This window comes from Prosthecobacter fluviatilis, from assembly GCF_042655725.1.
Classification (GTDB): domain Bacteria; phylum Verrucomicrobiota; class Verrucomicrobiia; order Verrucomicrobiales; family Verrucomicrobiaceae; genus Prosthecobacter; species Prosthecobacter fluviatilis.
The window spans coordinates 190,517-212,030 of record NZ_JBHSMQ010000008.1 but is presented as its reverse complement, the minus strand read 5'-3'; the positions used below and the strand labels follow the sequence as shown (position 1 = coordinate 212,030).

Here is a 21,514-nt window from a genome sequence, read left to right as displayed (position 1 = left end):
GCGGCAGGAAAGAGCATAAAAAAGCCACTCTCCAGCATGGACGGCGGCAAAACATCCCCTAGAATGCGCGTTTTCACCCAGCCAACCAACCTGCGGGCGATACCTCGCCTGCGTACCCGTCATGTCTTCAGTCTCAGCTCCTTCGTCGTCCGCCCCCACCTCACTTCGCAACGCCGTCATCCGCTTTGCCGGAAACTCCCAGGACGGCATCCAGTCCATCGGCGGCTTCCTGGCCCGTCTGGCAGGCCGCACGGCCCAGGAGGTGATGACCTACATGACCATCCCGTCCACGATCTCCGGCGGTCCGTCCATTTTCCAGGTGCATCTGGGCTCCGGCGAGGTGCTGCATGAGGGCGACGAGGCAGACGTGCTGGTGGCTTTCTACAAGCACAGCTACCAAAACCACATCGGCTCCCTGCGCAAAGGCGGCATCTGCTTCTACGATACGGCGGACATGACCGCCGAGGACATCAAGCAGGACAGCGGCATCATCCACATCGGCGTGCCCTTCACCTCCGCCACTGTGGAGGCCGTGGGCGGCTCCACGCGTGATCGCGGCAAGAACATGTTCGTGCTGGGCATGGTCTGCGCCGTCTTCAATCTCGACAAAGAAAAGCTCGTGGGCATCGTCAGCCGCCAGTTTGGCCGCAAGGACGAAAGCGTGCTGCGCAATGCGCTGCTGGCCTTTGACGCCGGATTTGCCTACCAGGTGGGGGACGTGGAAAAGTTTGCCTTCGTCCCCGGCGAGGCCCCAGGAAGCCACCGCATCAGCGCGGACGGCAACCAGATGATGACGCTCGGCCTCATCGCCGCCGGTGTGCGTTATGGCTCCGCGTACCCCATCACTCCGTGGTCCTCCATCATGGAAACACTGCGCGTCGAGCTGCCCAAGTATGGCGGCATCTACGTGCAGGCCGAGGATGAGCTGGCCGCTGTGGCCATGACCATCGGTGCCGCTTTTGCGGGCCATCTCGCCATCACCGGCAGTGCAGGCCCCGGCCTGAGTCTGAAGATGGAAGCCCTCGGCTACGCCAGCATGGCGGAGATCCCGCTCATCGTGGTAAACGTGCAGCGCGGCGGCCCCTCCACCGGTCTGCCCACCAGCGTGGAGCAGTCTGACCTCATGCAGGCCATCTACGGCAGTCACGGTGACAGCCCGCGCATCGTGCTGGCACCGAAGGACGTGGAAGACTGCTTCTACATCGCTCTGGAAGCCGGCAAGCTGGCCAAGAAATACTCCTGCCCGGTCATCATTCTGAGCGATCAGGCCCTGAGCAGCCGCATTGAGGCCTTTGAAGAGCCTGATCTGGACAAGCACTGGGTCGAGCCCGAGCTCGATCTGGCCACCCGCCCGGCCGACTTCAAGCCCTATCCGCTGGACGCCATCACCCGCCACGCGCCTCCGGGAGCCAAGATGGCAGGCGGCAAGTACCCCATCGCTACCGGTCTGGAGCATGACGAAATGGGCCACCCCAGCGGCAGCCCCAAGATGCACACGCTCATGACTGCCAAGCGCCGCAACAAGCTGGTGCAGCTTTCCAAAGAGCTGCCGCTTCCGGAGATCCATGGCGACACCACCGGCGACGCTCTCGTGGTCGGCTGGGGCAGCACCTTTGGGCCTATTAAGGAAAGTGTGACCCGCATGCGCAGCGAAGGGCACAAGGTGGGCGCCATTCACCTGCGCCACCTGCACCCCATGCCCGCAGGTCTGGGAGACCTCTTCAAGCAGTACAAGCACGTCGTCTGCGTGGAGATGAACGACTCCGGCCTCTACGGCTACGGCCAGCTGGCCACCCTGCTGCGCGCCAGCCTGGCAGATCCGCGCATCCAGTCCGTGTGCAAGACCGACGGCCTGGCCTTCCGCATCCGCGAGATCGTCACCGGCGTGGAGAAAGTCATGAGCGCCCAGGCCTGATCCGAACCCGCAGCATTCACCAACCTTTCTCTTCTTTAAATCATCATGTCCACTGCCATCGACACTCCTGCAGCTCCCGCCACGGAAAAGCTCACGAAAAAAGCCCTCACCGCCGATCATCCCACGTGGTGCCCCGGCTGCGGCGACTTCGCCGTGCTGAACATCTTTTACCGCGTGCTGGAAAAGCTGCAGTACCCCCATGAAAACATCGTCTGCGTGGCCGGCATCGGCTGCTCCAGCCGCTTCCCGTATTTCATGAACACGCACGGCATCCACTTCATCCATGGCCGTGCGCTGCCCCTGGCCACCGGCATCTCCCTGAGCCGCCCTGACGTGCACGTCTTCGTCTTTGGCGGTGACGGCGACGGCTTCTCCATCGGCGGCAACCATCTCAACCACGCCGCGCGCAAAAACATCAAGCTGACCTACGTCATCATGGACAACTTCGTCTATGGACTGACCAAGAAGCAGACCAGCCCCACGAGCCCCATCGGCTTCAAGAGCAAGACCGACCCCACCGGCAGCATCGACCGCCCCATCAACCCCATGCGCCAGCTTCTGGCCAGCGGCGCCACCTTCATCGCCCGTACGCATGCCGCGCAGGTGAAGCACATGGAGGCCATGTTTGAGCGCGCCATCCTGCATGATGGCTTCAGCGTGGTGGAGTGCCTGAGCGAGTGCGTCATGTTCTACTCCGGTGCCTTTGACGACAGCACCCCGCGCAAAGGCGGCACCTACGACCTCATCGACGAAACGCAGCACGACGTCACCGACGAAACCGCCGCGTTCAAGCTGGCCGAAAACCTCGCCCCGGGGAAATTTGGCGTCTATTACCAGGTGAACCGCCCCACCAAGAACGCGCTGGAGCAGAAGTGGATCGACGAGACGCAGTCGAAGCTCGGCGGTGTGTCGCAGAAGGAGATCCTCAAGAAGCGCTTTGAGGCCATGAGGTAGTGAGCGGCTGCGCCATCAAGGCGTGGTCAAGACTTCAAGCCCCGCCATGACAGGCGGGGCTTTTTGCTGTAGGGGTGGCGATGAAGAAGGCTCTTCTGTCTTTGCTGCTGGCTGGTTCCATGGTGGGCTGCCAGTGCAATAACTCACCAATTCCTGTCTTTGAAGCGAGGCAGGACAGGCTCATTTCAGTCTCGCTCAAAGCCCGCGACAACGCGGATCAAAAGGCATGGGAAGGCTGTCACAGGCGGAACGTGTGGTTTGATGTCAAAGATTCCCGTGGGCAGTCGATGCCTCACATTCTTATCTGCATTTTGTGGGCTGACACACCTGAGCCGGCCCCAAAAAAACACGATGCCACTGAGATCAAGGTTCTGGTGCGAAAGGATAAAAACGCCTTTCTGATTGGGCAGCATGACGCGCTTATGCTGGGACGTCGAATTGAAAAGCCTGGAACATACCTGCTGGAGTATCACGTCGACTGCTATGACCAAAAGCATCGTCTGCTTTATTCCGGCAAGACAGATGGAATTTGCATACACATTGCAAACCGCACTTTTTTGGACAAGCGACCAAGAACGGATGCTTCGGAAATAACCTTGTGGGTTCGCCGGGAGAAGTAGCCGTGCCGAAGCGAATGACTGCGATGCCTTGACCTCCCGGCAGGCTCCGCCTACTTGACGTCTGTTACCCCCATGCGCATCCATACCCTCGATCTCCGCTTCATCGGCATCCCTGGCCTCATCGCTTCCTTTTTAGTCGAGAGCGCGGGCGAATATGCGCTGATCGAGACGGGGCCGGGCTCTTCGCTGGAGACGCTGCGTGCGGCCATCCGTGATGTGGGTGTGGATGAAGCGGCCATCAAGAAGGTCTTCGTCACTCACATCCATCTGGATCACGCGGGGGCGGCGGGCTGGTTTGCACAGCAGGGGGCGGTGATCTACTGCCACCCGAATGCGGCGCGGCATCTCGTCGATCCTTCCAAGCTTATCGAAAGTGCCCGCATGGTCTATGGCGCGAAGATGGATACCCTTTGGGGCGATATGCTGCCTGCGCCTGCAGACAAGGTCGTCGCGCTGCAGGACAACGAGCGTGTGCCGCTCGGGCAGGTTGAGGTGATCGCATGGGACACTCCGGGGCATGCGCGGCATCATCACGCCTTTGTCATCGGCGATGTGTGCTTTGCGGGAGACGTGGCTGGCATGCGCCTGGAGCACAGCCGCTACCTTTCCGTCACCTCCGCACCGCCGCAGTTTGATCCTGTGGCCTATGTGCAGTCCATTGACCGTCTGGCGGCTGCGGGTTTCACGACGCTCTACCTGACGCATTTTGGTGCGGTGAGTGATGTGGCATGGCATTTGAAAGCCTACCGTCAGCGCGTTCAGGAGGTGTACGAGCGCGTGGCTGCAGATTTCAAGGCGGGTTTGAGCGCCGAGGAGATCCGCCGTCACTACACCGCTGCCGAACATGCTGCCGCCAAGGAGGCAGGGGTCGATGGGGTGCTGTGGTGTAAAGGAGAAGACGCCAATGTCACCTCCATGTGCGCAGACGGGGTGCGCATGTACTGCGAGAAATGCTGCTGAGCAGGGGGGAGTGCGGCAGTTGAGGTCGCGTCACTTTTGGTAAAACCCTGTCAAATTCGAGCGTTTTCTTATCGCCGCTACGAAACAGGGGCGGGCAGTTTATTCTGGAGACTGTGTGTTTTTTTGTAAAATTGGACGTTCTTTATGAGGGATTTCAAAAAAACTGCTTAACCAAAGCAAAATATTGATGTAAATTGAGAAACTGCCGCAACGCACTCACCTATGAGCAACATCGCATTTGAAACAGATGGTGGTCGGGAGACCAGAGCCCCCAAGACTTCAGGCATGCCTGTCGGAAGGTTGGTCGATCTAAACGCCGCTGCTGCTGATGCCCAGGCAAGCTGCGAACGCTGGCACTCCGAGCTGCAGTCTGTCCAGGAACAACACCGTGCGCTGACGCATGAGCTGCGGCAGATGGCGCGGCTGCACGAGCAGAAAACCTCCGAGGTGAACCGGCTGCTCAGTCTCGAAGCGAGCCTGAATGAACAGCTTGGCAAGCTCAACGGCCACCGTGAGCTACTGCAAAGCCGCGTGCAGGAGATCAACGCCCGTTACCTGCAGGATCAGGGCCGTTTGGAGCAGACCCAGCAGCAGCTCAGCGAATGGCAGGGGCACAAACAGAATGTGGAGGCCCAGGTGGGCGCTGCGGCACGTCAGCTCGCCGGGCTGAAGGCGGAGTCTGCCCTGCTCGAAGAGCGCAGTTCCGAACTTTCCGACCTGCTGCAAAAAGCGATCGACGAAGTGACCCGCCAGCAGGCACGAATCGTCGAGGCGCGTGGACTCGTCGTCCGGCAGGAGACGCGGCAGCAGGAGCTTACCATCAACATTGCACGGCTGGAGGTGAGCTACCAGCAGGCGGAAGCCAACATCAAGCTCAAGCAGGAGAGGCTCAACTATCTGGAAGAAGCCGGAAGCCGGGCCACCGGCCATGTGGTGGACCTGACTTCGCGCTACCAGGCATTGGAGCAAAATTTCGCCCAGCTCACGGCGCAGTGCCGGGAGAGCGAGACCTCTCTCAAGATCACCCGCGGCGCCATCGCCGAAGAGCGGGCACGCCTGCAGGAGCAGCGGCAGGCCATTCAGGAGACCAGCCAGCACCATGCTGATTTGCAGAACAAGGTGAACGAGCTGGCCCAGCAGCGTGTGGCGGCGGCGGCGGCGCTCGGCGAGCTCAAGGCAGAAGCCGTGCAGCACGACCAGACGCTGATCATGCTGCGGCAGCAGCGTGAGGAGAGCCAGGCTGAAATGGATGAGCTGCGCGCCTGTGAGCAGACCATCGCACAGGCCCTGCTGAACCGACGCAGCGAACTTGCCCGCATGGAGGAAAAGCTGGGCACCACCTTGAACGAATGCACGGAGGCCACCACGCAGCTGGCAGATCTCGGCCGGGCAGTGGCCCAGCTGCAGACGCAAGAGGCGGCCTCAGTGCAGCACGCTCAGCAGCTTTCGCAGGAGATTGTGGATCTCGGTGTCAGACGCCAGCAAGTGAAGGACCAGATCGCGGACACAGAGGCTCAGATGCTGGCCTTGGGCACGCAGCATGCCGCACTGGGGGCGGAGATCGCTGCCCTCAGCAGCACGAAGCAGTCCACCGCCGACGCATTGCAGGAATGCCGGGCCGAACTCGCCAGTACGCAAGAGCGGCTGCAAGCCACCCAGGAGGACTGCCAGGCCGCTGAGGCGCGCCTGGCCACCGTCAACAAAACTCTTCAGGAGCGACACGAGCAGGAGGCCATTCTGAGAGACCAAATTCATGCCTTGGAGCTGCAATCCAAGCAGCTGGAGACTCAGACGCAGGAGCAGACCAGCAAGCTGGAAGCCGTGCGTCAGGAACGCATTGGGGCAGAGATCGCCCTGCAGCGTCTCAGCCAGCAGCATGAGGAGGCCGGTGTCCGGCTGGAAACCCGACATGCAGAGATCGACGCCGCCGCAGTGCGCCTGCAGCAGGGACTGCATGAATGCCAGCAGGCGGAAGAGCGCCGCATGGCCCTGACTCATGAGGTCGAAAACCTGGTGATGAAGCAGCGGAATCAGGAGATGATCCTGCACGAGATCGAAGCCCAGATCGCCCGGCGTGAGCAGGAGCGCGAAGCCTCCACCACAGGGGCCCGGCAGGCTCAGCAGGAACACGAGACCGCCGCCGCAGCCGTCCTGGCCGCCCGCAGGGAGCTGGCCGAGCAGCAGGCCGGCATCACCGCAGCCACCGCCAGGCTGTCAGAGCTTCAGTCGGCCGTGCAGGCTGCCGAGCAAAACCTCAACACCACCGGGGCGAGCCTGGCTGGGGAAGAGCAAAAGCTGGTGGAAACCCGCACCGCGCTCGATGCCCTGACGCAGGAGCTTTCCATCGCGCACGACCTGAAGGTCACGATCGAGGCGCTGACCTCCCGCCAGGCAAACGTGGCGGCCGCCGAGCAGCATCTGACAACCCTGGGCCGCCAGGTGGAGGAGGCCTCCCAGCGCCGTGCTCAGCTCGACACCTCACTCAAGGACATCACCGAACAGCTCGCCACCGCAACCGAGCGGTGCGATGCCGTCAGCCTGCAGGAAACCGAGACCCGTCAGCGGCTGGATCAGATGATCGCGGAGGAAAAAGAACTGCGGCAGGAAATCGCCACACTCACAAGCTCCGCCCAGCAGGAGCGCGTGATGTACGATGAACTGCGCTCTCTCACCAAGGACGCCCGCCAGCTGCATGAGCAGGAGAGCTCAGCGCTGGCAGTGCAGATCCGCGAAGCACGCCAGCAGCTCAGCGGCTGGGAGACGCAGATCGCGGCCCTGCTGGACTGGAAGGAGCGCATGGATCAGTCCCTCAACCGCGTGCAGCAGGCTGCTGCCGACTCTCCCGAAGCCCGCAGCGCCAACAATGAAATCCAAATGGCCCTTGGCGCGCTGCGCCACATCATGGAGCGGCTGCAGGCCAGCAAGTCGGAGACGCCATCCTTGCCCCTGAGGCCTGCCGCTGCCGAGGGAGCACCAGTCTCCAAGACGGTCAATTCATCGGACGACCAGTCCTCCGCCGACCAGAAAACCGGCGGCATGATCAGCGAGATCAGGCCCAACAGCCGGCTCAGCCGTCTGCGCGAAGAACTCCAGCGCGAGGAGACGCGCCTGCATTTCCTGCGTCAAAACTCCCGCTCTCTTGAGCTCCGCGCCCGCACCCGGTCGCATCTTCCAGCGATTCAGGAAAATCAGAACGGCGGCGCGCTGGACGGAGCCTCACACTGGGAGGAGCGCATCAAGCGTGCTGCGATTGATGAAAGCAATCTCCTGGAAAAAATCGCCAGCCTCAAAGGGCAGATTGCCGAACTTCGTGGGGAGTCGCAGAGTTCATCCGCCTCCGCCATGGAAACGTGTGGCTGAGCCACGTGGGCAAACATGCGGCGCTACCTGGGGCGGGAGCGCCTGCGGGGGCGGGCAGCCTGGTTGCGGGCGTTGAGCTGAATTTTCCTTCCGACAACGAGGAGAATAATGAGCACGACGGCCCGCACGAACCACCAGCGTTCCGTGCTTGAGGCTGCAGGTGCCACCTGGGGCGTGATGGGGGCCGCCAGTTTCACCGCCAAATTTCCAGCAGGAGCACCCGCAGCGACGCTCGCCACCGGCATGCCGCCTCCCAGCGTCGCCGCTGTGCCGGTGGGTGCAGCGGTCCCCGCCTCGGCATACGGAGACGCACCCGCCAGCATCGCCGCAGGGCGTGCGGGCGGCTCCTCGTCCGCCATGGCGGGCTTGCCGCCCTTCGCTTTCTTCTCCGCCTCCTGCACAAAGGGGTCCTCCCCAAAGCCTGTGTCGTAGAGATACTCCGGCTGCTGCACGCTGAAGGGCACCTCCTCGATCCGCCCGTCCTGCTCATACACCCCGCGGATCGTCTGCATGGGGCCGGTCTGCTCAAAGATCTCAAACCCCAGCCAGAAGTCCTCCAGCACCTGGCCGTCGATGGTTTGCACAAAGGTCACGTCCATGTTGCGCGCCGCGTATTCCGGCTCCGTCATCGGCGCCGTCTGCTCTGCATCCGGCCACAGCGGCTTGAACTGCACGCCCGTGCCCAGCAGCGCCTTCTTGCGGTTGATCTCCACATGGATGTGCTGGTTCAAATACGTCGCGATCCCCGCCTGCGCCGCCTTCAGCTCCTCCAGGCTGATCTTCATGTCCCCATCCGTGTCGATCCCCACAAACCGCGAGAGCGTGAGGATGTTGAACGTCAGCCGGATCTCCAGCTTGTGCGGCGTGGGCCGTACACGCATCTCGCTCTGGTCCGCAGGGTGGGCGGAGGCGGAGTGAGCCATGACGAAGGCCGCCAGAAAGCGGAGGCTTTTCATGCCTGAGGATGTGAAAGGCGACGGCATCGGGTGATGCCATAGACGAGCACACTCAGGGCGAGGGCAACAAAAAGTACCTCGTCCGAAGTATGCCCGTCGGGGCCGCCGCTTAGATTTTTGAATGCGGCCATCGCCGGCAATGAGAGGCCAAAGAGGACTGTCAGGACACATATGACGGCCCAACGAAACAAACGGCTGGTTGGTGCTTCGTTCGAGGTCAGACTGATCAGTGCAAAGCCGAAGCTGAACGCCAGGATGCCGGACACCATTGACCATGCTTCATCTGGTAAAATGAAATTCACCCAGATCGTCAGAGGAGGCTGCAGATTTTCAGGTCTTGAGGACCAGACCCACTCGGAAATCTGGATCAGATTCAAGGCCGCGTGCAAGGCAATGAACAAGAACCAGCCGAAGAAAGCGCCGTCCACGACAGCCAGCAGCCATCGTTTCCAGCCTATGTTTGTCTCATTCGTCATTCAAGAGTGATCCACATCGGCGACACCCACACCAGCTCCCCGTTCGTCTGCTCGCCGCGGAAGTAGTAGTAGCTCGTCTTGCCTTTCTCCGGCTTCGGATCGGTCCAGGTCAGATCAATGGTCTTCTCCTTGGCGATCGTCATCGGGATCTCCACGTTGTCCTTGATCAGCGTGACCTTTTCAAACGGCATCGTGCCGATGAGCTTCAGCGAGATCGTGGGCGCGCCCTTCACGCCGAATTCATCTCCCATCATGCGCTCCTTGCCATCAGCCGCCTTGCAGCGGCTTTCGGCGATGATGTTGTCCGTGGCGCCATACGTGTGGCGCTGGCGCATCGCCTTGATGATGCCCTCGCGGCTGTAATCCTCCGCATAGATCATCGCGTAGCTGATGTGCGTGCTGCCGTGGTCGCTGCTGCTTTGAAAGCTGAACTTGTAGCCTTTGGCAAAGGCATCGCACACCCAGCCGCCGGGCTCCCAGCCGCCGATGGCGTCGTTCTCCGTGGGGCAGCGCGGGCAGCCGGGGTACTCGTAGTTTTGGCGCGCGCCCTGGTAGATCTCCACCATCGGCTCGTACTCGCCGCCCCAGTTCCGCCAGTCGGTGCCCATGCTGCCCACGCTCGTGTGGCTGGCGCAGACGCCGTTGAAGAGCTTCAGGTACTTGTAGAGCATGTTTGTGTCCGGCGCGGGCTCATGCACGCGCACATCGCTCAGCGGCAGGCGGGGCAGGGTGCGCACACCGCGCTGGGCAAAGACCACATTCCTGTGCCCCTCGGGATACACCACGCTGCGCTCGTAGCTGAACATCGGCGTGAAGGCCTTCGGCAGGAAAAAGGCGTCCGTCGTCTTCTGCGTCAGCCACCAGGAGTACTCGCGGCCGTTGCCGTTGTCATGGTCCCCGTTGCCGATCCAGTCCATCGACGCCGCATCGATGGCATAGCGCCACATGTCCTCCAGCGGGCCGTCATTTGCGCCGTCTCCGCTGATCTCCGTGTGGCGGTGAAATTCACCACGCAGGATGCGCCGCTCCGTACCGGCGATGCTGCTGCGGAAGCCGCGTATCGCAGCCACTTCAGCGCGCTCCGCCTCCGTGCGCTTGCTCGGCGCGGGATTGTCCAGCGGCGGCTCCGCGCGGGGCTGGAGCACCGCAGGCTTCACCGGACCGCTGGCGATCAGCCGGCTGAAATACACATCGTTGTCAAAGGGGTCCTTGCTCGCATCCAGCGCCGCATTGCCACCCTTGCCACCGGGAGTTTTGGAGCGGTTAAACTCCGCCATGCGGTCCATCCGGTGGTCGCTGCTGTGCGCCACAAACAGCATCTTGGGCCCGGTGGCGATGGCGGGCAGGTTGTACATGAGGTTGTCGCTGTGCGGGATGCTGATGGGCCCCACCCACTCGCCGCCGTCCAGATAAGCCGCCACGCTGCCCCAGGTGCTGCCCAGCGGGCCACGAAAGCTGTTCAGCCGCGTGCGCGCGATCAGCCACACGCGCCCCTCCGAATCGCAGCAGATGCGGCCCAGGTTGTTGTAAGTCTGCGGGCCGCTCACCGCCACATGCGCTCCCGGCGCACCGCCGCGCACGGCGGGCTTTTCAAACGCCAGCCCATCCGGCACTTCCGGCGAAGCCGGCGGGGCAGGGGTGCTCACATCCGCGCCACGGCCTTTCCCTTTGCCCTTGCCTTTGCCGCCACGCGCCTGCGGCGTGATGGCTCCCGGCAGCGCGTCGGCGATGCTCCCCTGCGGCTCCGCCCAGGCCTTGCCATCCCACACGCTCACGCCGATCTCACGATTCCGATACAGCCCGATGCCATCGCCGCTGTCATACGCGCCCCAGTCCTTGCCCCAGGTGGCGCCGCTCTTTTCATAGGCCACCCACACGCGCCCCTCGCGATCGTGCGTCACCGCCGCACGCGCCTCATACTGCGGCGTGTTTGCCACCGGCATCGGCGCTCCCGCAGGCCTGCCGCTGGCATCCAGCACGCACATCCAGATGTCGTAATCACCCTTCTCATAGGTGTCCCACGCCAGCGCAAATTGCCCGCTGCCCTCCGCGCGTGCATCCGCGCTGAGGGCCGGGTTCCAGCAGTTCCCGCTGTTCTTGGAAACCGTCTGCGCCGCCGCCCAGGCGCCGCCTTCATGCGTGCGCGTGCGGATCTCAAACTTCCCCTCCTGCGCCGCCATCCACGCCAGCACCAGCGTGCCCTTCGCCGAGCGCGCGATCACCGGATTCAGATCATTCCCCGCCGACTTAGACAGGTTCTCCACCTCCCCGAGCTTCCCCTCGGCAAAGTGACGCGCCAGGATTTCAAAGTTGCCCTCCACGCGCTCGCTCCACACGATCCACGCGCCGCCCTTGCCATCCGCCGCCACCGCAGACTTGTAAATGTCGCGCCCCGTCTCAGTCACGGCCATGCGTTGCTCCTCCCACTGCTTCCCCGGGCGCACATGCAGCCAGAGCTGATCGCCGCCTGCGGGCTTGTTCAGAAAGGACAGATCCTCCGGCTCCGTGTCCCAGCGCTTCGCCCGCTCATCGCGGTCGATGCCCGGCGTGAAGCTCTGGTAAACGAGGAATCCATGCCCCTCCGCATCAAACGCCAGGGCAGGGAAGTCATCGTCCGTGCGTTCCTTGGTAAACACGCGCAGATTGAACGCTGTCTGCTGCACCGCCACGCGGCCCTCCATCAGGTCCAGCGCCTCGCCCGGCTTCACATCCGCCAGCTTGAAGCTCACCTTTCCCTGCGCCGTCGTCACCTCCACGCTGCTCTCCGGCGTCACATCGCGCAGCTTCACATACACCCCGTTTTCAAAGATGGGCCCCAGCTGCCTCGCCATCTGGCCGATCTTCTTCGGATTGTTTCCGCGAGCCTTCGCATTCGCGCCCACAGGCGTGCGGCTGCTCGCCTTCCACGAGTTCTTGCCCGTCATCGCGTCCTTCTGCTCAAAGCGGTAGCCGTTCACCTCCAGCACCTCCCCCGGCGTCACCGTCACCGACCCGTCCCACACCGTGGACTCCTTGTCATGAAGCCCTAACTGGATGAGCAGCGCGGAGTCTGCCGCGGAGGCGATGCCGGTGAGCAGGAGAAGAGGAAGAATGAATCTTTTCATGGGGTGGTCGCCTGAAACGTCGTCCAACGCCCGATCTCGCTTAGAGTTTTGCAGAAGTCTTCAGTGTGGTGGATTCCTGTATTGACGCAAAGCGCGTGGACGAATTAAAAACGTCTAATTGGAAATAATGCCTTCCATTCTTGGTAAAAGAACTGCTTGAAGTGCGTTTTTCCAAGGCCGTGCGCGCTGCGGCTCCTTACCTAAATAACATCACATCATAACACCTGTCCGTCACCCCATGAAGAAAATCGCACTCTCCCTCCTCTGCCTTGCCTTCGGCCTCAGCACCGCTTCTGCGGACGACGTCATCAAAGGTGCCATGAAGAAGAATTTCAAGCCTGAAGACGCCATCGCCAAGAAGGTTGGCAAAGGCGAGGCCACGGACGCCGAACTCGACACTCTGATCAAGTGCGTGCAGGCTATCTGCGCAGCCACCCCTCCGAAGGGTGACAAGGCCGCCTGGGTGGAAAAGTGCAAGGGCATGGTCGCTGCACTGCAGAAAGTGAAGGCCAAGGACGCCAGCGGCATCAGCGAATTCAAGAAGGCCAACAACTGCAAGGCCTGCCACGACGTCTTCAAGGGCGCCGCCAAGTAAGGCTGTCTCAGATGCGGCTTCATCGCCGAGACTTCCGGAGGGCTCCGCTCGCAAGAGCGGAGCCTTCTTTGTTTCTGCTTCTTGCGTGTCCGGGCAGATGCTCCAATATCCCGGGCAAACCATGCCCACCACCTACCACATCGTCCCCACCGAAGCCCACAACGCACTCGTCCGCGCCGCCTACCAGCACCGCGGCTACACCCAGGCCGAGGCCGAGGACGGAGCACGGTTTTGCGAGATGGCCTCCGCGCATGGCATCCGCACCCACAACGCCATCAAGGCCCTCCACCTCGACCACCTCTTTGGCAGCGCCACCGGCGGCTGCAAACCGGGTGCCGAGATCGAGGTCATCAAAAAACCCTTCGCCGCCAGCGAAGCCTGGGACGGCAAATTGAAGCTCGGCCAGAGCGTCGCCTTCCGCGCCATGGAGCGCTGCATGGAGCTGGCGGACAAATACGGCATCGGCCAGGTCAGCGTGGACAATGCCTTCCACTACCTCTGGGGCGGCGGCTACGTCATGGACGCCGCCAAGAAAGGCTACATCGCCTACACGAATTGCACCTCCACCCTCGGCGAGGTCGTCCCCTTCGGCGGCAAATTCCCCGTGCTGGGCACCAATCCCCACTCCTGGGGCCTCCCCACGCAGGATGCCTGCGGCTTCCCCATCGTCATCGACTGGGCCACCTCCACCGTCGCCATGGGCCGAGTCCAGCAGCTCAAGCGCGAAGGCAAGCCCCTCCCTCCCGGCGCCGCCGTGGACAAGGACGGCAAGCCCACCACCGACGCCAATGAAGCCGCCTGGCTCATGCCCTTCGGCGCGCACAAAGGCTACGGCCTCTCCCTCCTCATCGAGGTCATGGGCGGCATGATCGGCGGCGGCCTGCCCACCCTGCGCGGCGGCGGCGCCCACCCCGACATCAAGAGCAAGCCTTTCCCCGCCGGTGAAAAGCGCACCAGCAGCTTCTACTTCCAGGTCATCCACCCCGATGCCATCAGCACCGGCCTCTTCTCCAATGGCCGCAACTTCAATGAGAACATCAAAGCCGTGATCGACGACATCCTCGGACACGGCAACGAAAACTGCATGCTCCCCGGCCAGCCCGAAGCCCAAAACGCCGCCCACACCGCCAAAGCCGGCGGCCTCCTCTTCAGCACCGCCGAAGTCGAAGCCCTCAACGAGATCGCCGTCGAAGCTGGCGTGGCCCGCTTCGATGTCGCCGCGCTGGGCACCTACGACGTGCCGTGAGACAGCCCACTCGATCGATTAGGTCAGCTTTTGGTCAGCTTTTTTGGTTCACCGGCGGCGGTAGAGCCTATCAAGTTCGTAAACGCGATCCCTGAGCTTTTGCGCTTCGTCGTAGTGCTTCTGCTCAAACTCCCATAGCTGTGTCTGCTCCACGATCGCAATGATTTCCGGGGCCACCGCCAGGACTTCGTGCAAGTAGCGCCCGTACTCGGCTGAGTGGCCGAGCTGCTGCTCGAATTGGGCCAGGTTCATGAGCGGAACCGGGTAGTCTTTGGGACAGACGTCCAATGCCTGCTTGATCACGCTGACGGCCCCGGTGTAATCCTTGCCAGAATCGATGAGATCCCTGGCCCGTGCCACCGACTGCACGACCTTCTCAACGGCCGAAATTGGGGAGGCAGGGCTGGCCGCATCAGCCGTCTTTGCTGCAGCATCTGATGCCGGCGGTCGCTTCAGATGCTCGTGGGCCATTCTTTGAATCCGGGCGCTGTTCGGGTAGCGCTTCGCCAGTTCTTCCAGGTGGGCCATGGCCGCAGCGTTGTCCCCCATCGTATGCGCCATTTCATAGCGGCTGTAGTCTTCATCCAGCAGGGCAAGGTCTATGGGATTGCTGGCAGCGGGCAAGGGGTGAGGAATGCTCTGGCCGCTACGCGCCAGGCGGCTGATCTCCTCCCTCAGCGTGTTGATCGGCGAGAGCAGGATAAGCATCTGCCGGCCCATCATCTCGATGCCTTGTTTGATGGCCACGAGCTCTCCCTGTTTGTTGATCGCAAAACTGCCGGGGCCTAGGCATGGCTGCTGCTTGAACATCAGGCCTGATCCCAGACTGAGGACCCGCGTAAACTGTTGCTTGCTGAGATTGCTCGTCATGCTGGTGCGCTTGGCAAGGACCGGCCCCATGACGGGCGGGATGTCCGTTTTGAGAAAATCGAACGCCTTGAGTGCGATGAACGCAATCGTCTCCCCCATCTCAGGCTCCTGGGCGGCAATCGGCAGCCAGACCTTGGGGCTATAGTCAAACTTAATCAGCGCCACCTCCTGCTCCGGAAAGATCCCGAGGATGGTCCCAAACGGCAGTTCGCTGCCATCTTCGGCAAAGACCATCGGCCGCTGGGGCAGCGCGACCATGCTCAAGTCCACCAGCGCCAGGCCGTCTGCCGTGATGAAGACACCCCTGCCTTCCAATCTGCGGCCATTGATCGCGAACCCCAGTTCGATCGCCGCAGCCCTCTTGCTGGCCGCCATTTCCTTCAGCCCATCCGCATCTGAGGCCTGCACGGGCGGCATAAACAGTGCAAAAACGAAAAGCAGCACGATGTGTTTCATATGCATTTTGAATGGATTATTTAAGCATTTATCAGATTGCTCTATTTTAATCGATTCAAAACTGCTCCGCTGGCAACCGCTGCATTGCATCCAATGCCGCACTCTCACTGCTCAGCGCACCCCGCAGGCTATATCCGCCACATCGCACCCGCCTGTTCGCTAGGGTCCAGCTGCGTCGAGGCCGAAGCTCCGGGGCTATGGCCGCCGCAGGCATCCTAAAAAAGGTCCGCTGTCCTTAAGGCATGGAAAGCCGGGGCTGCAGGGTGACGAGTCTGCGGTGGGCCGAGGGCTTTTGAAAAGAAGGAAAACGATGAGACAACCGCCCAATCTGGGACGAGGGACACGCACAGCGCATCCCTGCCGTCTGGCGCGGCGGATGCCCGGCTTCAGTAAATCATCGCATTGTCCGGCGCGGTCGTCTCCTCCACCTTGGTGGCTTCGATGATGGGCACGGTCTGGGTTCCTTCTTTTTTGTAGCCCATTTTGCCGACGACTTTGACCCAGGTCATGTCTTTAAACTCGGGGGCCTTCTTGCCGAAGTCGATCGGCACGGAGTACGGGCGGGCGTCGGCGGCGCAGCACTGCACCAGCATGCGGAAAATGCGGAGGCGGTGGCCATCGGCATTGTTCACCTTCTCTGGCAGCACCTGCGCCACGGTCTCCACCATCTGGCCGGTCAGCACCTTCTGTACCTCCACATCGCCGCCGGTGTAGTAAAGTTCAGGCACTTCGAGGATGAAGTTCCCCTCCTTGCTCTGCGGCACCTGTTTTTTGAGGTCTTCCAGGGTGAAGGTGCCATAGCTCTTGGAGGTCTGCGCGGGCGGCGGCACGTTTTTCGGCGGCTCCTTGGTCTCCGCAGCAGCGGCGGCGGCGGCGGCGACTCCGGGCGGAGGCATGCTGGCGGGCTTTTCAGTCGTCACAGTGGCCTTGGTGGCCGGGGTTGATTCCACCACTTTCGCCGCGGCGGCTGCCTCTGCGGCAGGTTTGGCAGGGGCCTTGACCTTGTTTTGCAGAGAGAACTGCTCCGCGCGCGAGGTGTCATTGTAGTTCGGATCGTACAAGCCCTTGTTCACGATGGCGTTCGGGCTGTAGCGGTCTGGTGTGGAAATCGCTGCCCAGGAGAGGGGGGCGGCTAGAATGAGCAGCACGGCGATGCGGCCCGGCCAGGAGCTTTCTTCGAGAATGCCGTGCGCATGGCCTTCATGGCCGTGATCATGCCCGCAGCAGCCGTGTTCGTGCTTGTTCTCAGCTGCGTGATCATGGCCACAACAGCCATGTTCATGCTTGTGCTCATGCGCATGCCCGTGGTCGTGTCCGCAGCAGCCTACCTTGTGCGCGTGATCATGGGAGTGATCATGGCCGCATCCGGCATGCTCATGCTTGTGAGCGTGGTCATGCCCGCAGTCCTTGTGATCATGATCGTGCCCGTCGTGCGAGTGACCGTGGTCATGGCCTTCGCAGCCCGCGTCCTCGGCACCCATGGTCAGCAAGTTGAAGAGACCCAGCACAGCCAGGCCGATGCCGGACACCAGCACCATCGGGCGGAAGATGCCATCCGGCGGGAGGTAGTTTGTCAGACGGCCGCTGATGTAAAAATAAAGCAGCACGCCGCTCCAAAGCAGCAGCATGGAGACACTGAGAAGATGAACGAGGGTGCGGGTTCCACTCATGGTGATTTAAGGTTTGATGTAAAGATGTTGTACCAGGTTCATCCACGGCCCCGAGAGCAGGCCGACGAGAATGAAGAGGCCGACCAGAAGATATACGACCACCTTGCGCTGGAAGACACTGGAGTACATGAACAGAAGCTTGATGTCCATCATGGGGCCAAAGACCAGGAAGGCCAGCTTGGCCGCCATGGAGAAGGCCGTCATCGGTGCGGCGATGAAGGCGTCCGAGGTGCTGCACAGGGAAAGCACGACCGCCAGCCCCATCAGGGACGGCACGGCCAGCCAGTCATTGCCGGCCACGGTGTTCAGCAGCCCCTGGTTGATCTGCGTGTTGAAGACGGAAGTGATCACCACGCCGATGGCGAAGTACATCGCTGTGTCCAGAAAGTCGCGCATGGAGCTGCGCATGGCGTGCACCAGCTTGCCGTTGAAATTCGCCGCCGGGGCATGCACATGACCATGGTCATCTTCAGCCTCCGCCTCAGATGCGGCGATTTTGTTGGCGATGCTGGCCCGCAGCACCTGGCCCGGCTTGAACCGCAGCACGACCAGGCCGATGATCACCGCCACCAGGTAGCCCAGCGACAGGCGTGCGATCGTCATCGTCGCATTTCCCGCCGTGGCCCAGCTCAGGCCTTGGAATTCCTTAAACGCCGTCAGCGTGCTGATCGCCACGATGGGGTTCATGATGGGGGCGGAAAGCATGTACGTCACCGCGCAGGAGAGCGGCAGCCCCTTCTGCACCAGCCGGCGGATCACCGGCACCACAGCGCACTCGCACACCGGAAACACGAGGCCGAGGAAGCCCGCGATCAGCGTCGCCAGCACCTTGCTCTTCGGCAGCACCCGGTCCAGCAGCTTGGCCGGCAGAAAGGCGTCGATGATCCCTGAAAAGACCGTGCCGATGAGGATGTAGGGGGCGCCTTCGAAGACAATGCTCAGGAAAGCCATGAGGATGTCCCCCATGCGGCTGGGTGCGGGCAGATCGGCGAGAAAAATCATGTGGTTGAGTAGGAGAGTGTTAAACGCGCCGGGACGGCAGGTTCAAGCGGGAAAGAATGGGGGAAATGCGGAATGTTTAACGCCAAATGAGGAAAGGCGGGCAAGATAAGTCAAAAGGGCAAGATTCGCCGTCAGGCGAAATCGCCCTTGTCCGCGATCACCGCGTGTGGAATTCCACTCCGGAGACTCAGGTGGGATGCGCAAAGGCGATTGCGATTGCTTCGGAGTTGCTGTTTTGCTGGAATATGCCCATGAGCGAGTCTTCGATTCAGCGCTGGGGGTGCCTGCAAAGGGGGATTGTGCTGGTCGTTGTAATCCTTGGGGGCATGCTGACCTGGTCAGCAATGCCCTGGACTACTAAAAACATGTCGCAGATGAAAGGCGTGAACAACTGCAGACAGATCATTGTCGCTCTCAAGCTATATGCCGCGGACAACGGTTCTGTCTATCCAGACGCAGGACTGGAAACGAGCGGTGTGACATCAGCGAATCAGGTTTTTCGCAGGCTGTTTGAAGAGGCCATTGTAACGGATGAACGCATCTTTGGCTGCCCTCCCCGAAGCATGTACGTCCCTGATGGTGACATTGGGACGGCACCGGACTTTTCCCAAGCCCTGACTCCCGGTGAGTGCCACTGGATGCTGCTCAAATCGCAAACGGATTTTTCCCTCGGAGATATGCCCGTCGTCGTGGAAAATGCACTCAATGCCTCATGGCCGCCCAAATGGGATGTCTCGGACCAATCCGGCGGCAAGCGTGGCCGAGTGTGGAAAGGGAATAATATCATCGTGGGACGCAATGATGGCTCTGTCGCCGTGGAGAAATTAAATCCTGAGGGAACCATTGACTGGCGTCGCATGTACAATTCAAGATACGGCAAAAGCTGGATCGACACCCTGACTCCGGAGCAGCTTTCCAAGCTTTCCTACTGGGACATCGAGGAGAAATAACCCCGCCGATGTGCCTGCCTTGCGCATCCATGGGCGGGATTTGCGATGGCCTATGAGAACCGGCGGGCCGTGCGTTCATGGGGCATAACGCGCGCCAACTCCAACTCGACTCCTCCTCCATGAAATCGCTTCTTGCCCCTCTGCTGCTGACCCTGGCCATGACCGCCACCGTGTTTGCCGCCTGGCCCATCAATGACGAATGCCCGGTGGACCATAAGGCCTCCCGCCCCATCTACCGTGTGAAAACGGAGGAGGGCTTTGTCTCCTTCTGCTGCACAGAATGCATGCAAAAATTTGTCAAAAACCCCGGCGCCTATCCGGTGAAGAAGAAAGAAGTGGCCAAGTAACACTGCGGCTGAAGGGGTGACTCTGGCGCGCTGGTCTGGCATGGACAACAGACCAGCAATGCAGCCTTGAGCCAGGTGGCATGGGCTGCCCATGTTATGCCTTATGTCTCCTTCTCATCCGTTCGATCTCAATGAGCGTTCCATCTGGGTCTTCGGCGGCGCTGGCTATCTCGGCGCGGCGGTGGTGGCCCAGCTGGCGCAGCTGCGGGCACGCGTGCTCTGTGTGGACCTGCCTGGGCGGGCGGAGGAAATGGTGGCTGCCAAAAGCTTGCCGTCGGAGGTGGCAGCCGCATCTCTGAATGTGGCGGACACTGCCGCAGTGGAGGCTTTTGTGGATGCCCGCATCGCCGCCTGCGGCGTGCCGCAGGGCCTGGTGGTGATGACCTACGCCTCGACAGCCAAACGCTTTGACGATCTCACCGCCGAGGATTTTGACACGGCCAATCACGGCAACCTCACCGCCACCTTCACCCTCGCGCGGGCCGTGGGCCGGCGCATGGCGGAGCAGGGCAGGGGCAGCGTCGTCCTCTTTTCCAGCATGTATGGCAGCGTCTCGCCAGATCCCGCCGTCTATGCCGTGCCGATGAATCCCAACCCCGTGGAGTATGGTGTGGGAAAGGCCGGCGTGCAGCAGTTGGCGCGTTACCTGGCCGTGCACTGGGGGCGCCAGGGTGTCCGCTGCAACAGCATTTCTCCAGGTCCTTTCCCCAATCCTTCCATCCAGGTGCAGCAGCCGGACTTCGTGCAGCGCCTTGCCCAAAAAGTCCCGCTGGGCCGTGTGGGGCAGGCGGCGGAGATCGCCGGCGCCGTGACTTTTCTCCTTAGCGATGCCTCCTCATTCATCACGGGTCAGAATCTGGCCGTGGATGGCGGCTGGACCTCGTGGTGACCCATGTGCTGTGTCGTGCCCATTGCGCGCCGGTCATTCTGCATCGCCTTCTTTCTCACAGCGTCTCGCCGCGTATCAGCTTCGGCATCAGCCGCATGGCTTTCGGCGGCAGTGAGCCGGCTTCGGCAAGCTGGCGTGCGGCTTTGCACACACTGCGGGCAAACTGCCCGGTGTTTGAGGCATAGCGGGTGATGGGCGGCACGGTGTGCTGGAGGAAGGTTTCGTCATCGCGCGAGATCACCGCCACATCCTGCGGGATGCGCTTGCCGTGCTGCATGAGAAACATCAGCACCGTGAGCACATGCATCGCCCGTGCGACCACGTAGGCCGTGGGGGGGCGGGGTGAGCGCAGCGCCTTGTCCAGAAGGGAGCAGAGATGGGCTGCCGTGCCGTCATGGGATATCACCTGAAGCGTCGGCACATGGCTGCCGCCCAAGGCCTCTCGCAGCCCTTGCTCGCTTTGCACGTCACCGCCGTAGTCTCCCAGGGGGCGCACAAAGGCGATATGACGGTGGCCTTTGCCGCACAGCATGCCGCCTGCATGGCGGCACAGCGCACGGTAGTCGGTGTCTATGGACGGCAGCCGGATCTCCGGCGCGCATGAGCCCACCACGAGGCAGGGAAGCTGGCGGCGCATAAACCAGCTCTGCACCGGCTCCAGCGAGCCAAAGACCAGCCAAGCCGCCGCAGGGGACCGAGTGGTCAGGGACTCGAGCGCGCGCGCCGGTTTGGAGGTGAAGCACGCGGTGCTCACGTGAATCTCAAAGCTGAACCCCACCCGGGACAGCTGGTCTCGGAGATCATCCACCATCACCACGGTGGAGGGGGACATCTCCAGCAGCGGGCGCGGAGAGATGAGCGCGATCACGCGCGATGCCGTCTTCTTCTGCGGTTTTACGGCGGTCTTGATCCGCCGTCGTTGCCTGTCAGACACTTCAAGAAAGCCGTCGCGCTCCAGTTCATGCAGCGCTGCGCGCAGGGTGTGTCGGCTCACCTGCAGGCGTGCACAGAGCTCGCGCTCACCGGGCAGATATCCATGCCAGTGCCCGGCCTGCATGGATTCACGCAGGCTCTGCGCTGTCAGGCTGACCAGCGAGATGCGCTGCGGCAGTCGGGGGCTGGAGGAGGTCGTCGGCTTCATCTG

Annotated in this window: 17 protein-coding genes; 10 read left to right on the top strand and 7 right to left on the bottom strand. The window is 61.8% G+C overall.

Features of this window, described 5'->3' with window-relative positions; translation table 11 throughout:
• Nucleotides 1-121 precede the first annotated feature (121 nt).
• The 5 genes from ACFQDI_RS19815 to ACFQDI_RS19795 all read left to right on the top strand — a co-directional run bounded on the left by ACFQDI_RS19815 (nt 122) and on the right by ACFQDI_RS19795 (nt 7,809).
• Entirely contained in the window at nt 122-1,915 is a 1,794-nt protein-coding gene (locus tag ACFQDI_RS19815; protein ID WP_377170086.1) for a 2-oxoacid:acceptor oxidoreductase subunit alpha, read from the top strand.
• 45 nt (nt 1,916-1,960) lie between these two features.
• Nucleotides 1,961-2,869, top strand: a complete 909-nt coding sequence (locus tag ACFQDI_RS19810; protein WP_377170085.1) for a thiamine pyrophosphate-dependent enzyme — start codon at nt 1,961-1,963, stop codon at nt 2,867-2,869.
• Nucleotides 2,870-2,949: 80 nt separating this feature from the next.
• A complete protein-coding gene (locus ACFQDI_RS19805) occupies nt 2,950-3,489 on the top strand; it encodes a hypothetical protein (RefSeq protein WP_377170084.1) in 540 nt (179 codons plus the stop codon).
• A gap of 72 nt (nt 3,490-3,561) precedes the next feature.
• Nucleotides 3,562-4,449, top strand: coding sequence for an MBL fold metallo-hydrolase (locus tag ACFQDI_RS19800; RefSeq protein WP_377170083.1), 888 nt, complete (start codon nt 3,562-3,564; stop codon nt 4,447-4,449).
• 222 nt (nt 4,450-4,671) lie between these two features.
• Nucleotides 4,672-7,809: a coiled-coil domain-containing protein gene (locus ACFQDI_RS19795; RefSeq protein ID WP_377170082.1), complete on the top strand. Its 3,138-nt coding sequence runs from the start codon at nt 4,672-4,674 to the stop codon at nt 7,807-7,809.
• Nucleotides 7,810-7,832: 23 nt separating this feature from the next.
• Here ACFQDI_RS19795 and ACFQDI_RS19790 read toward each other — a convergent pair whose 3' ends face one another.
• The 3 genes from ACFQDI_RS19790 to ACFQDI_RS19780 are packed head-to-tail and all read right to left on the bottom strand — an operon-like array spanning nt 7,833 to nt 12,345.
• A complete protein-coding gene (locus ACFQDI_RS19790) occupies nt 7,833-8,765 on the bottom strand; it encodes a hypothetical protein (protein ID WP_377170081.1) in 933 nt (310 codons plus the stop codon).
• Nucleotides 8,762-9,241 (bottom strand): hypothetical protein, encoded by a 480-nt coding sequence (locus tag ACFQDI_RS19785; protein WP_377170080.1) that lies wholly within the window; start codon nt 9,239-9,241, stop codon nt 8,762-8,764. The genes ACFQDI_RS19790 and ACFQDI_RS19785 overlap by 4 nt, the downstream gene beginning before the upstream one ends.
• Nucleotides 9,238-12,345: a hypothetical protein gene (locus ACFQDI_RS19780; RefSeq protein ID WP_377170079.1), complete on the bottom strand. Its 3,108-nt coding sequence runs from the start codon at nt 12,343-12,345 to the stop codon at nt 9,238-9,240. The genes ACFQDI_RS19785 and ACFQDI_RS19780 overlap by 4 nt, the downstream gene beginning before the upstream one ends.
• A 238-nt stretch (nt 12,346-12,583) precedes the next feature.
• Between ACFQDI_RS19780 and ACFQDI_RS19775 the strand changes: the two genes are divergently transcribed.
• Both ACFQDI_RS19775 and ACFQDI_RS19770 read left to right on the top strand, forming a co-directional pair.
• A complete protein-coding gene (locus tag ACFQDI_RS19775) occupies nt 12,584-12,940 on the top strand; it encodes a hypothetical protein (RefSeq protein WP_377170078.1) in 357 nt (118 codons plus the stop codon).
• 121 nt (nt 12,941-13,061) lie between these two features.
• On the top strand, nt 13,062-14,186 hold the full coding sequence (locus ACFQDI_RS19770; RefSeq protein ID WP_377170076.1) for an Ldh family oxidoreductase: 1,125 nt from the start codon (nt 13,062-13,064) through the stop codon (nt 14,184-14,186).
• Between the two features lie 48 nt (nt 14,187-14,234).
• Here the strand turns inward: ACFQDI_RS19770 and ACFQDI_RS19765 are convergent, their stop codons facing one another.
• From ACFQDI_RS19765 to ACFQDI_RS19755, 3 genes are all read right to left on the bottom strand, one after another.
• Nucleotides 14,235-15,602 (bottom strand): tetratricopeptide repeat protein, encoded by a 1,368-nt coding sequence (locus ACFQDI_RS19765; RefSeq protein WP_377170074.1) that lies wholly within the window; start codon nt 15,600-15,602, stop codon nt 14,235-14,237.
• A gap of 296 nt (nt 15,603-15,898) precedes the next feature.
• Entirely contained in the window at nt 15,899-17,182 is a 1,284-nt protein-coding gene (locus ACFQDI_RS19760) for a TIGR03943 family putative permease subunit (protein WP_377170072.1), read from the bottom strand.
• Between the two features lie 6 nt (nt 17,183-17,188).
• The gene (locus tag ACFQDI_RS19755) at nt 17,189-18,184 is read right to left on the bottom strand and encodes a permease (RefSeq protein ID WP_377170070.1); all 996 of its coding nucleotides are present in this window, start codon (nt 18,182-18,184) and stop codon (nt 17,189-17,191) included.
• 86 nt (nt 18,185-18,270) lie between these two features.
• Here ACFQDI_RS19755 and ACFQDI_RS19750 point away from each other — a divergent pair, with 86 nt between their 5' ends.
• The 3 genes from ACFQDI_RS19750 to ACFQDI_RS19740 all read left to right on the top strand — a co-directional run bounded on the left by ACFQDI_RS19750 (nt 18,271) and on the right by ACFQDI_RS19740 (nt 20,370).
• Nucleotides 18,271-19,134, top strand: a complete 864-nt coding sequence (locus ACFQDI_RS19750; protein ID WP_377170068.1) for a hypothetical protein — start codon at nt 18,271-18,273, stop codon at nt 19,132-19,134.
• A gap of 119 nt (nt 19,135-19,253) precedes the next feature.
• Nucleotides 19,254-19,481, top strand: a complete 228-nt coding sequence (locus tag ACFQDI_RS19745; protein WP_377170066.1) for a hypothetical protein — start codon at nt 19,254-19,256, stop codon at nt 19,479-19,481.
• A gap of 103 nt (nt 19,482-19,584) precedes the next feature.
• Entirely contained in the window at nt 19,585-20,370 is a 786-nt protein-coding gene (locus ACFQDI_RS19740; protein ID WP_377170064.1) for an SDR family oxidoreductase, read from the top strand.
• Between the two features lie 55 nt (nt 20,371-20,425).
• Here the strand turns inward: ACFQDI_RS19740 and ACFQDI_RS19735 are convergent, their stop codons facing one another.
• The gene (locus ACFQDI_RS19735) at nt 20,426-21,511 is read right to left on the bottom strand and encodes a substrate-binding domain-containing protein (protein WP_377170062.1); all 1,086 of its coding nucleotides are present in this window, start codon (nt 21,509-21,511) and stop codon (nt 20,426-20,428) included.
• Between the last annotated feature and the right edge of the window lie 3 nt (nt 21,512-21,514).